Genomic DNA, 12,655 nt, shown 5'->3' with positions numbered 1-12,655 from the left:
GGCTGGAATCAATCGGTGCGGACTCACAGGCACCCGAATGCCGCGTAGGCGACATCCAGCCAACCCCTGGGAACAGGAAGGTCCCGTTCACGCCTCCGCACGGCCACCCGACCGCCACCCCGCGTCCCCCTCCCCCGCGAACCCCATCCGTCCGCCCACGAGTTCGAGGAGCCCCCACCGGGCCACGAATTTGACGACGCGTACGGACGGGAGCCCGGACCGGACTCAGGCCGCGTGGCGGCCGTCCCCCGCGAGGTCCGAGAGCAGCACGTCCATGACGGCCTCCTCCTCAACGCGCAGGGCGTGCTCGGCAAGAGCGTGTGCCAGGTCCGGGTCCCACGGCGACATCGCCGGCTTCCCCTCCAACGGCCGCAGATCAGGACCACTGGCTGCCACCGCCGCGCGGTAATCAGCGGATGTGTACCGCCAGGGCACCCAGGGCACGTGCCCCGACAGCGTCGTGGCGATGCGCAGCCCGCCCCAGTCGAAGTCGCCGTGGTACCGCAGGACGGCACCGAGCCCGTGCAGTCGGGCGAGGAGGGTCAGCGCGGCGGCCGACGGCTGGCCCTGAACGCAGACCAGCGGCCGGGCACCCGGTCCGTGGCTGTCCGCCGCGGCGGACAGGACGGCGGGGTTCTCACAGACGTGGACCACGGGCGGTGCCGTCCGCGGCGGTCGGCGCGTGAGCTGCCGAAGGGTGAGTACGCACGGCTCACCCGCATCGGCCATCCAGTCCAGGGCCGTGGTCCCCCGGAGGTTGAGGGTGAGCACGGTCGAGGAGACGTCGTCCCGGAGCAGGCCGGCCGAGGCCCACACGGCCCGCCGCCAGGCCGCTCCCGCTCCTTCGGGGTGTCCGGTCAGAGCACGGGTGCCGGAGAGCGCGAGGGTGGTCACCGGTGTGCCTTCGTCGAGTGCGTGGGCACTTCCCAGAACATCCGCGGCGAAGACCGCAAGCGACCGGGCCGGTTCGACGGGCAGCTCCCGCAGGACGCGCACGGTCTGCTCCAGCAGCGGACGGGCGGCGGCGGGAGTGCGGGCGAGGCGGCGCACCAGGCCGTCGTCACGCACACGAACGGCCCAGGCGGCGTACGCGGGCCGGTCTGCGGCCAGCCGGGTGAGGGGCTCGTACGCCTCCCTCCAGACCTGTTCCTCGTTCCTGCGGACCTCGTCGAGCGGGACGACCCGTCCGGTGAGCACCGTCACGGCGGCCTCGAGGCCTTGGGGGCTGACGCCCGACCTGACCAGCACCGCGTCCACGGCGTCGAGCCGGACCGTCAGTGCCCTTCCGGCGCCAGGTGCCCGTCCCAGCAGGCGCTCGGCCGCCGCCCGCTCGGCCGGGCTCGGCACGGCCAGCGAGACCGCCCCGGTGAGTGGCTGTCCGCGTTCCAGCCGCCGGCGCGCGCGCTCCACCAGCCAGGCCAGGTCGGCACCGCCGAGCAGCCGGCGCAGGCGCGGTTCGTCGACCGGTGAAGCGTTCACGTCCACAGGGGCTCCGGGTCCGCCTGACGCACCGGGTCCGCGCGGCGTGTGCGGGCCGTGCCGTCCCACTCCCACCGGGTGACGAGGACTGCGGCCACCTCGTCGACGCGGGCGAGCTGGGCGATGGCGATGCCCGGCACCTGCGGATAGCACGCCCACTCCCGCTCGCTGGTCATGACCACGTCCAGATCGAAGGCGTGCAGGAGCCCCAGGCACTTGGCGCGCGAGTCGTCGTCCACACCGGCGAACGCCTCGTCCAGGGTCACCAGACGCGGCGCATACGGGCTGCCCGCGCTCGCGTAGTGCGAGGAGGCGGCGGCGAACAGGGGAACGGACACGGCCAGGACGCGTTCGCCTCCGGAGGCGGGTCCCGTGGCGGGCACCCAACGGCCGTGCTGCTGGCGCTCAACGGCGAACTCGTGCCAGGAGCGGTAGTCGAGGGCGGCGGTGAGGTGCTCCAGCCAGCTGCCCGCCGCGTCCTCGGTCTGCTGCCGGGCGATCTGTGCCTGAAGGAACTCACCGACGGCGGCCCGGTCCCCGGCCGTCCAGGCATCAGCGGTCTGGAGCAGCCGGCCACGGGCCTGGGCGAGTCCGACCGGCGCCTTGCGGGAAGGCCGCCACACCAGGCGCAGCCTCATACCGGTGGAAGTCGGCCGGTCCTCCAGCTCGGAGTTCATGGCGAGCACCTGCCGCTCGGCGGCCGCGATCAGCTCCTGGAGGGTTCCGGCCACCTCGGTGATGAGGTGGGTTTCGAGGATCTCGCGCTCGTGTGCGGAGAGGATGCGGGTGAGTTCGCCGACCTCGGCCCCCAGCGCCTCGGCGAGTTCGGGTACTGCTCGCTCACGCCCCTGGTAGACGACGTCTACGATCATTCCGTCCTCGACCATGCGGGCCGAGGCCGAGTTGCCGTGCCGCGAAAGTGCGTCCTGGAGGATCTTCAACTCCTCGCTCAGACGCCGCTGCACACGCTCCCACGCACCGTCCGAATCGTCGGTTGCCGACAGCTCCGATTCGAGGGCACGGGCCAGGGCGATGGCCGGCGTGGGGGCCCACGGGCCGTCGTCGGCGGCCGGTACGGCGAGCTCGGGAAGCGCGATGGCGATCAGTCCGGTGGCGGTGAAGCGCTGGAGCGCGGCGATGGCCTCGGAGCGCGCCGAGGCGGCTTCGGTGACGGCCTTCTCCAACTGGGCGATCGCTCCCTCCGCCCGGCTGGCCCGTCGGTCAGCCTCCGTGCGCCGGTCCTGGGCACGCCGCCGGTCGGCCGCGCAGCCGCGCAGCGCTTCCGCGGTCTCCGCCAGGAGCCGCTCCAGCTCCGCCACGGCGGCGCCGACGGTCGCACGCAGCGTGGCCAGTCTCTCGTCCGCGGCCGCCACCTCGTGGGCGGCCTCTTCTGCCCGCGCCGCGAGTTCCGCGCTCCGCTCACCTGCCCGAACCGCCTCCTCACGTTCGTCGTCCGCCTGCCGGGAGGCCTCGCTCCGCTCACGGAGTGCGGGCCAGAGTCCGGCCAGGACGACGTCGAGTTCGGCGAGGGCCCGGCGTACGGCGGCCAGCGCCGGCCGGTCCGCGGGCAGCCCCAGATCGGCTGCGGTCTCCCGCAGCTCGACGGTGGCGGACTCGGCTTGCTCGGCTGCGGCCGCGGCCTCGGCGGCCCGCTCGTCGCGGCGGTTCCGGGCGCGGCGCACGGTGTCGGCGGCAGCCGCGGTCTCGGCGTGCGCCCGCATCAGGGGGGCGTCGTCGGGCACGGAGGCCAGCTCTCCGTCGAGCGTACGCCGACGCGTCGCCAGAGCCTGCGCCTGCGAGTCGGCCTCGGCAGACGCCTGCCCCAGGAGCGCGAGTTCCGCCCGCAGTGCCGTGATCCGCACGCGCCTCGCGGCTTCCCGGGCGCCCTCTCCGATGTACTCGGCGGCGGGTTTGGCCCAGCGGCCGGTGAGGACTCCGACGCGGTGGCGTCCGTCCGGCGCGATCCACGTCGCGGCGGTACCCCCCGAGGTACCGCCGAGGCCGATCGCCTCCAGGATCCGGGTCACCGCCTCCGCTCCGACCTGTGCGGCGCGGGCGTCGCCGTGGTCGACGGCCGGGCGCAGTACGTGGGCGAGGGACTGCCCCTCCACCGGTCCGGTGTCCGGGGCGAGGAGTACGTCATGACCGTCCGCGGAGAGGGCCGCTCCGTCAGGGCGCACCCACGCGTCCAGCAGGCCGGCCCCCTCCAGCGCCGCCTCCAGCCCGGCACGGTCCTGGTCCGTGACCTCGTCCCGGAAGTCGATCAGCCTCCACAGTGGTGCACCGGGCGTCTGGTCCCGCAGGCCGGGTGTCCGGGTGTAAGGGGCCTGCGGCCCGCGCCGGCCACCGGACTCCAGCCCGGCGAGTTCCTGTTCCGCCTCGCGGGTCCGGGCTGCCAGGCCGGCGCGGTGCTGTGCCGCTTGCGCCGCCTGGTCGGCGAGCCAGGCGGCGGTGGCGCTGTGCGCCTCCGCCGCGCGCAGGCGTGCCGGGTAGGGGCCGTCCTGGTGCCGGGTCCACTCCTGGAGCTCGTCCAGGAGTCCGGCCGCGTCGGCGTACGCCAGCTCCCCGCACCGGCCGGCGTGCTCGCGTACGGCGTCGACCAGAGCCCGTCCCGCGGCCTGCTCCGTGCCCCTGGCGGCGTCCAGCACCTCGGTGGCGTGCGCCAGCTCGGTCTCCGTCTCGTCGAGCCGGAGTACGGCCGTCCGGCGCCATGCCGCCGCCTCTTCGGCCTGGTCGGCAAGCGCCTCCACGTGTGTGAGGGTGCGGCGTCTGCGGTCGGTCGCCTCCGATACCGCGGTCCGCAGGTCGGCAGCCGTCCGTCCTTCGTCTCCGGGGAGGCTCATCCGGGCTGCCGCCGCCGCTTCCCGGGCCCGCAGGAGCGTGGCCCCGGCCAGCTCCTGGGCGGAGCTGAGCCGGTTCTCCGCGGCACCGAGACGGCTGAGCGCCCTGGTGTGCTGCACGGACGCATTCTCCCGGTCGTCGTGCGCGCGGTTGAGGTCGCTCTCGGCCCGCTCCAACGCCTGTGCGGTCCGCTCCAGTTCGTGGGCGCTGCGCATCTCCGGGCCCTCGCGCAGGGCCGCGTCGGCCGCCTCCAGCCGCGCCCGGGTCTCGGCCAGTGCGGCGACGCGCTCCTCCGCGGCCGTCCGCTCCTCCTCCGCCGCGGTCTTCTCTGCCTGCGCCTCGGCGAGATCGCGCAGCAGCTGCTCGTACTTCGAGTGCTCGCTGCGCGGGAGGCGGGCGCGACGGCGGGAGGCGGCGCGGGCATAGCGCCGGTAGTGGTCCAGGAATGTGGAGGCGGCCTTCTCCGCCGCCCCGGCCGCCCGCAGCTCCTCCTTCTCCTCGTCCAGGGAGCGGAAGGCCTCGGCCACGTCCGCGATGACGGCCTGGTCCATCGGCGGGAGGGCCTCGGTGAGGGCACGGGACAGGGCGGCCTCGTTGGGGCGCTTGGACAGCTGCGGCTGACGCAGTTGGACGAGCAGGTCCACGAGGGCGGCGTAGCGCTGCTCCCCGAGGCCGAACAGGGCCTCGTCGACGGCCCGGCGGTAGGACTTGGCCTGGTCATAGACCAATCCCCGTCCGTCGACGGCCTCGATGAGCCGGTCCCGTGACAGGACGGTGCCGGTGGCGTCGAGCAGGCTCAGTGACCCGTCCGCGCGCGCGTCGGCGGGCCCGTGGTCGATCCGCTGGCCGGTCACCGCCCACCAGTGCCGGGCGATACCGCGTCCGCTGACGGCCTTGAGCCCGCAGAGCAGGGTACGGAACTGCTCCTCGCCGCTCACCTCGTCCCGGCGGCCGAACTCCACCCAGGTATAGCCGAGGCGTTCGGAGTGCGGGTGCTCACCACCGAGCAGGAGGTTCCACTCCATCCGCTTGCCGGCGTCGCCGTCCGGTTCGACCCGGCGGGCGCCGAGGTCCCCGTCGAGCAGGAAGGGCAGGGTCAGGGCCAGCACCTTGGACTTGCCGGTGCCGTTGTTCCCCCGGAGCAACAGCCGGCCGTCGCGGAAGTGGAACTCCTCCACGTCGTAGTGGAAGAGGTCGACGAGACCGATCCGCAGCGGCTGCCAGCGAGGGCGCGCCGGGGCGGGGAGTACGGGACGGTGGGTCAAGGCAGGTACGCCTTTCGCTGCGCCGGCACCTGCGCCGTGCCGGTGGTCCGGGGTTCGAGCACGACGGTCTCGCCGACCGCGTAGCGGGCGAGTGCCGGGCGTGGCAGGACGCCGTCGGCGGTGCGGGAAACCAGGCCGAGAGCAGCCAGCCGGGCGACGGCCTGCTCGGCCAGGTCGGCCTCGGCCCCGGGCTCCCGCGCCGATTTGGACCAGAATCCGGAATGCTCGGCAGCCAGTTCCACCACACGGCGTTCGAGGTCGGCCATGGGTACGGCCACACCTGCGACCGCCGTGAGGTACTCGGCGAGCAGGAGGGTGACATGGCCGCGGGTGCCCGATTCCGGCATGCGGACGTCGGTGAGGTCGTCCTCGGGGTCGACCATGGCGATGCCTTCGGCACGTACTTCGGCGACCAGCCCGGTCAGTTCGTTGATACGGGCGGTGAGGAAGCCGCGCTGGCGCGTGAGGTAGCCGAGTTCTGCGTCGGTCAGCTCGTCGTAGTAGAGGACCGGGTCGTCGAGCAGTCGCCGGGTCAGTGACCATCGCATGGCGCGGAAGCGCAGTTCGTCGCTGTCGAGGGCGGTTTCCGCGGCGAGCTCGGCGAGCCGGCCCTCCGGCGTTTCGGCCCGGACGGTCGAGGGCCCCAGGCGGGTGGCGAGCAGACCTGCGAGCACCCGCCGTTCGACGTCGTAGAGGACGTCGCCGGCTCCGCTGACGTACGCGTCCTCGTCGCCGGCGACGCGCCGCAGGACTCCGAGGTGGAGCAGGAGCCGTACGACGGCGGCCAGGTCGACCCGCTCGTCACGGCGGTCCAGGGTGAACTGGATGCCCGCCTCGGCCAGCCGGGGGTCCTTGGCGTCCAGCACGATCTGGTCGGCGAGGCGGCCCAGAGCGATCTGCGACTCGCCGCGTTCGAGGGCGGCCAGGCCGAGGCAGAGCAGGACGTACCGACGGCGGCTGAACGGGACGGCACTGCGGGAGACCTCGCGCGCCGGGTGTGTGGCGTTGTCCAGCACACCGGGGATCCTGCCCAGCCGGGCGCTCTCGGCGTCGACCCGGAGGGACCATCCGGTGTTGCGTTCGAACCACTCGCGCAGCTCGGAGGCGTGGCGGCGTACGAGCCGGAACTCGTCGGCGTACGCACCGTGGGCCAGCAGCAGCGGCTGCTTCAGCAGGGCACGAGCGGCCTTTCGCCGCTCGGCGGCGTGCTGCCCGTCGAGTACTTCGGTGAGCGGCGTCGTCATCACGCCCCGCCCCTTCCTTCGGTGAGGTCGACGATCTCGATGGTGTGGTCCGGACCCCGGAAGAACCCGTCCGGGCTCCGGACCTCGGCCGTGGATCCGTCGGTCAGTGCGGTCAGCCGGATCTCCATCGAGCCGTCGCCACTGGTCGCGGCGGTGTGCGTCATCCCGGGCCGCCAGGTGGCCAGCGCGTCGCCGAGGAGCTGGAGGAACAGCCGGAAGCTGAGGGGATCGAGCTCGCCGAGTCCGGACAGCCTGGTGATGCCGTGGGTCACGAGCCGGGCCCGGGCGGCGGCCGTCTCGGCGGCCTGCTTGGCAGCCGTCTCGGCGAGCAGTCGGCGAGCCTGCTGCCGGTCCTCGACCTTGCGGGGTTTGCCACGCCGCTCGTAGCTTCCCGTGCGGCGCAGCTGCGGGCTGATCCGCAGTGGTGCCGCATCGGCCCACGCCGTTCCGGCGGGCTCGGGACGGGCGTGGCGGGCTGCCAGCGTCTCGGGGTCCACGGTGAGGTGCCGGGCCGGGTAGAGACCGAAGGCGGTGCGCCACAGCCGGTGCCGGGCGTCGTCGTCGGGCGCTTCGGCGAACCAGCGCGCGAGGGTACGGAAGTCTGCGGAGCGGTCCGAACGCCCGGCCCGCCGCTCGTTCAGCGACCGTACGACGGCCAGCAGCTGCGGGACCGCGCCGAGTGCCCGGCCGCGCAGCAGCCGGGCCTGCGACTCCCGCCCGTCCCGGGTGAGGAACCAGGCCGCCAGCCCCGCCCACCGGCCGGCCCACCGCTCGTACGCGGCCCGCTCCGCGTACACCGCCTCCTGCGGGCTGGCGTCCGCCGCCTCGCGTGCGGCCGCGGCCCGCAACAGCCGCTCGATGCTGCCGCCCGCCTCCAGCTCCAGGATCAGCCGGGCGATGCGGCCGCCAAGGGTGATCAGGTCCTGGATGAACCGCTCCAGGTACTGGATGAGCTGGTCCTTGTAGGCGAGGAAGACCTCCTCCCCCACGTCGTGGAGGTCGATGGTCCGCTGGAGGGAGCCCATGAAGGCCCGCGCATTGTCGGCGAGCGCGCCGAACCGGCTCGCCAGCCCGTCCAGCGCCAGATGCGTCTTGGCCGGATCGGGTTCCTCCTCGGCCGCCAGCACGAGCAGGGCGCGCAGCTGCGTCACGATGTCGTGCAGCGCGACGGCCTGCAGCGCTCCCCGCCGTCCGAGCGCCTCGTCGTACGCGGCCAGGGCCTCCTCGGCCGCCTCGCCCTCCCGCGTGAGCTGGTAGATGAACCGCTTGCGGTAGAAGTCCTCGACGGCGGTGACCCGCCCGGTGTCCGGATCGGCCCGCAGGTTCCCCCACGCCACCAGGCTGTCGAGCGCCTTGACCACGGCGTCGACCTCTGCCGGCCGGCGCTCGGGGGCCAGCCCCGCGTACACGTCCTCGGGCCGCAGGTGCACGGCGAACCGCTCTTTGGCGACGAGGAAGGCCCGCATCACCGCCCGGTAGAGCAGCACGTTCGGAGCGGTGAGGTGCGCGAAAGGCCCGTAGCCGCCGGGCGGACCCTCCGCCCGGGAAGAGATCGTGTCCATTGCCCGCCATTTTCGTGGAGCCTCGTCCATGATCGGCAGGGACTTCGGTACTTGGCCGATTCGCACTGGTCCCGACCGTCTCCGGCCCGCACCGGTGTCACCACAAGCGCTGGAGGAGCCACCGCCGGCTTCGCGTGCGCTCTGGCCCCGGCCTCCACCCGCATCCACGGCGGCTAGGCCTCACTGCGCAGCCTCGACGTGATCGCGGTGAGCGCCAGGGTCACCCGGTAACCGTCGTGTGAACTGATGAGCGCCGTGCCCGACAAGCGGCTCACGCCACCACTGCCCCTGGCACCCAGGGCTTCCTGCCTGGCCGCGGAGACGAAGGGGCGAGGCAGTCAAGGGCCCGTCGGGGAACCTCGCCTCTTCGTCCGGGCAGGTCAGGCGTCCTCGCGCACCGGCTCCAGGATCGCCACGCACTCCACGTGGTGGGTCATCGCAAAGATATCGATGCTGAGATAAACAACAAAGCCGCAGGTCAGGGACCCTATCCACCTGCCCTCGAGGACGCCGTGCGTCAAACGAGCGTCACTAGCGCCGGCCTGCCTTACGGGCCGACGCGCTGTTCCAGCGAGCCGCCCTCCGGAAGCACCCCAGCCAGGCTAGCGGAAACCGGCACGGCGTCGTCGGCCACACCCTGGACAGGGTCTGGCCGGCGACGCCGAGAAGCGTGATGTGCGAGGTGGACTGGGATTACCTGCCGTCAACGGCTGGGAGCTCCGGTCGTCGGACTCGACGTGGCCGCCACAGGAACGATCAGCTCGGACTCACGTCACCGTCCGCCGCCCCGAACCCGGCGAGTCTCCTCAGGAGAGTTTCTTGCGGAATACGAGTAGATGCAGTCCCGGTGGGGTCTTGATCGTCGACTGGTGTGCCATGCCAGCTGCGCTCGCGACCTCGCGGATCTGGGCCGCGGTCCGCTCCCTTCCGCCGAGGAACAGGAACATGCGCAGATCCATGGCGGTGATCGCTCGGGGGTCGGCGTCGTCCACGAGTCGCTCCACGATGACGAAGGTGGAGTCCTTTCGGCCGGCTTCGGCGCAGCGGCGCAGAATGGCGGACGCCTGTTCGTCGTTCCAGTTGTGGATGACGTTGACGAGTGTGTACACATCCGCGGTGCCCGGCAGGGGGTCGAAAAAGCTGCCGGTCACTGGGGTGAACCGATCGCCGAAGCCTGCGGCTGCGATACGGGCGGTGGCGGCCGCCACCGCACCGGGGAGGTCCACAAGCACGGTGCGCAAGGTGCTGTGGGTGCGCATGAGGGCTTCGACGAGAACTCCCGTGCCACCACCCACGTCGACCATGCGCCTGGCCCGGTCCCAGGGATACGCGGCCAGTAGGTCCGTGACGTAGCTCTCGGCGTGCGTGTGGCGCAGGCCGTCGAAGGTCGGGCCCCGACTTTGGAGGGCGAGGTCCTCGTAGAAGGGCCGCCCGTGCAGCCTGGGGTAGGAGGGCTCGCCGCTGCGTAATGCGCCGAGGAGGTCTCCGACAGCGGCGTCCATGCGCGCCCCGGCTCCTGAAGCATCGAGCCATTCGCGTAGGCCCGAGGGGTGGCCCTCCAAGAGAGTGAGGGATAGGGGGGTGAGCGCGTACGTTCCCGGGCTCGGCTCGGCGAACACGCCGCGGCATGCGAGGAAGCTGAGCACGCGACCGAGCAGGTCTGGGTCGGTGCCCGTCCGCTCGGCCAGCGACAGGGCGGTGTCGTGGCCTGCGGCTATGTGGTCGGCCATCCGCAGAGTGGCGGCAGCGCGGAGCGCGATGGGGGCGAGTCCGCTCGCCGCCTCTACGAACTCAAGATCGGCGGTCACTTCTGCACTCCCGAGAAGTCGGTTTGGTCGTCGTCCGTGATCTGGCTGCCCAGCAAGAGCCGGTAGTGCTCGCTGGTATGCGCCAGTTCGTGGTGGCTGCCTGCTGCGACCACCTCGCCGTCGTCGACGACAAGGATGTGGTCGGCATCGCGCACGGTCGAGAGGCGATGGGCAACGATCAGCACGGTGACGCAGTCCCCGTGGAGGCGGCGCAGTCCGTCCATCACCGTCTTCTCGTTCTCCGCATCGAGGCTGGAGGTCGGCTCGTCGAGAAGCAGGAGGGCGGGCCGGGTCAGCAGAGCCCGTGCGATCGCCAGGCGTTGGCGCTCGCCGCCGGACAGCTGCGACCCGTGCTCACCCACCTGGGTGTCAACGCCGTCGGGCAGGCCCTGGACCCAGTCGTGGAGGTTGACCTGGTGCAGGACTCTGTCGATGTCGGCCGCATCCGATGGCCGACCCATACACAGGTTCTCGCGGATCGTTCCGTGGAGTACTGGTGCGCTCTGCTCGACGAGGGACACGAACTGTCGGCACTGAGCGCGGGTCAAGTCAACTGCGTTGTGGCCGAGGTAGGTTATGGTGCCGCTCGTCGGCTCGTAGAACCGGCAGATCAGGGAGAGGATCGTCGACTTGCCTGATCCGGATGTGCCGACGAGTGCCGTCCTCGACCCGCGGGGGAGCTCGAAGCTGACTCCGCTCAGCGCGGGGCGGTCGTCGTAGGAGAAGCGGACGTCGGCGAAGGAGAGCGTGGGGACACCTGGAGCGGCTGCTGCGATCGCGCTCGGTGCGCTTTCGTCTGATTCGGTGGGCAGGTCCAGGGCCTCCTGTACCCGCTGAAGTGCTCCCATGGCCCGCTTGAGCGTGGTGAGACCTTCCAGCAGGTTGCCGAGGGGCATCACCAGGTAGGTGGCGTAGAGCAGTACGGCGACCAGGTCGCCGAGTTGGAGATCTCCCGAGGCGACGCGCATGCCGCCCACCACGAGGACGAGGAGGAAGGAACCAGAGGCGGCGAGCTGGATCGCGGGCTGGGCGGTGGCGGCGAGCCGTGCGCCTCTGATCCCTGCGGCGAAGGCTGCCTCGGCCGACGCCAGGAGCCGGTCCGTCTCCACTTGCTCTGCCCGGTGGATCCGGATGGTCCGGATCGCCGAGAGGCTCCTTTCGAGATCCGCAGTCAGCACCCCCACCGCAGTTCGGGACTGCTCCGCCGCTTGTCGGATGCGGTCCAGGACGACCGCCACCCCCAGCGCGGCGACGGCGAAAACGCCCAGCACGACGAGGAACAGGACAGGGTCGATGGCGACCATGAGCACGGACGCGCCCGCGACGGTGAGGGCTCCCACGGCGATCTCCACGAGACTGCGCGTGATGCTGTCGCGCAGTGCCTGGGTGTCGCCGGTGGCGCGGGATATCAGGTCTCCGGTGCGATGGGTGTGGAGTACGGGCAGATGCAGGCGGATCAGCCGCTGAACGAGCAGCCGCCGTATCCCCAGGACGACGCTCTCGCCACTGCGCTCGAGGAGGTAGCGGCCGGCGGTGTCGATCAGCGTCTGCGCCACGAAGAGGGCGGCGAGGGTCAGCACAAGGCCGGCGATGGGCTCGGACGTGCGGACGCGGTCGATGATCCGGCCGGCGAGCACCGGCTGCGCGAGACCGAGCACGGAGGCGGCGATCACCAGAGTGACCGCACAGGCGACAAGACCCCGGTGCGGCCGGAGCAGGTGAAGGAGTGCCGCGAGCCCCACGGGCTTGGCCGTGTCCCGACTAGGAGACATCAGCAGCCCCCACATGCATGAGCACCCCGTAGGCCGTCGGCGTCCCCGGCTCGGCGACGACCCTTCCATCCGCTTCGAGCCAGGCATGTGCCGCGAAGGGCGGCGTCCGGCGGACACCGACGTTCCAGTCCGGCCACCTGCCCTCAGCCCGGCACAGGAGCGCCACCGCGATCGAGCGGGGGAGGCATCCCTGCCACCCGGCACAGCGGGGGCTGGCCGCGGCTACAGCACGGTAGTACCGCTCCACCGTCTCGTACTCCGCCTGCCGGGCTCCGTCCGCCGCCCGCCGCATGAAGGAGCGGATCCGATGCGGGGCCATGCGCGCCAGGAGCAGCCCGGCCAGCACGGCGCTACTTACCTTCGCCCGCCGCCATACACCGCCCGGCTCTCGGGTGGGCATGGTCATCCCGGCGCTCATGGCTGAACCAGCTCCGCCTCACGCAGCTGGGCGATGAGCGCTGCGACATCGGAGGCCGCCTGCTCTTCGCCGATGTCGTACTCGGCCACGAGCTTCCTCGCGACGTGCGCCGGGTCGTGCTGTTCGATCAGGCCAGTCACCACTTTCGTGCCCGTGGGGTTCAGCTGGAAGTAGGCGCCAGTGCGCTCGTCCAGCAGGACCGATCCGTATTCGGTGGGCACCATCGAGATGTGGTCGTGCAGCTTGAAACCCATAAGTGTCTCCTG

8 protein-coding genes are annotated in these 12,655 nt (G+C 72.1%); all 8 read right to left on the bottom strand.

Features of this window, described 5'->3' with window-relative positions:
• Nucleotides 1-225 precede the first annotated feature (225 nt).
• Complete coding sequence (locus tag AC069X_RS07305; protein WP_478726026.1) at nt 226-1,479, bottom strand: TIGR02679 family protein; 1,254 nt, start codon at nt 1,477-1,479, stop codon at nt 226-228.
• Nucleotides 1,476-5,585, bottom strand: a complete 4,110-nt coding sequence (locus tag AC069X_RS07300) for a TIGR02680 family protein (RefSeq protein ID WP_478726025.1) — start codon at nt 5,583-5,585, stop codon at nt 1,476-1,478. Before AC069X_RS07300 ends, AC069X_RS07305 begins: the two co-directional genes overlap by 4 nt.
• Nucleotides 5,582-6,829 carry a TIGR02678 family protein gene (locus AC069X_RS07295; protein WP_478726023.1) on the bottom strand — a complete coding sequence of 416 codons (1,248 nt, stop codon included), beginning with the start codon at nt 6,827-6,829 and terminating at the stop codon, nt 5,582-5,584. Before AC069X_RS07295 ends, AC069X_RS07300 begins: the two co-directional genes overlap by 4 nt.
• Nucleotides 6,829-8,391: a TIGR02677 family protein gene (locus AC069X_RS07290; RefSeq protein WP_478726021.1), complete on the bottom strand. Its 1,563-nt coding sequence runs from the start codon at nt 8,389-8,391 to the stop codon at nt 6,829-6,831. The genes AC069X_RS07295 and AC069X_RS07290 overlap by 1 nt, the downstream gene beginning before the upstream one ends.
• Before the next feature lie 806 nt (nt 8,392-9,197).
• Complete coding sequence (locus AC069X_RS07285; protein WP_478726020.1) at nt 9,198-10,199, bottom strand: methyltransferase; 1,002 nt, start codon at nt 10,197-10,199, stop codon at nt 9,198-9,200.
• Nucleotides 10,196-11,971 carry an ABC transporter ATP-binding protein gene (locus AC069X_RS07280; RefSeq protein WP_478726362.1) on the bottom strand — a complete coding sequence of 592 codons (1,776 nt, stop codon included), beginning with the start codon at nt 11,969-11,971 and terminating at the stop codon, nt 10,196-10,198. The genes AC069X_RS07285 and AC069X_RS07280 overlap by 4 nt, the downstream gene beginning before the upstream one ends.
• Nucleotides 11,961-12,371: a lasso peptide biosynthesis B2 protein gene (locus AC069X_RS07275; protein ID WP_478726360.1), complete on the bottom strand. Its 411-nt coding sequence runs from the start codon at nt 12,369-12,371 to the stop codon at nt 11,961-11,963. Before AC069X_RS07275 ends, AC069X_RS07280 begins: the two co-directional genes overlap by 11 nt.
• A gap of 14 nt (nt 12,372-12,385) precedes the next feature.
• Entirely contained in the window at nt 12,386-12,643 is a 258-nt protein-coding gene (locus AC069X_RS07270; RefSeq protein ID WP_478726018.1) for a lasso peptide biosynthesis PqqD family chaperone, read from the bottom strand.
• Between the last annotated feature and the right edge of the window lie 12 nt (nt 12,644-12,655).

Source organism: Streptomyces sp. NPDC043896 (assembly GCF_056435605.1).
This window is presented reverse-complemented; position numbering and strand designations above follow the sequence as displayed.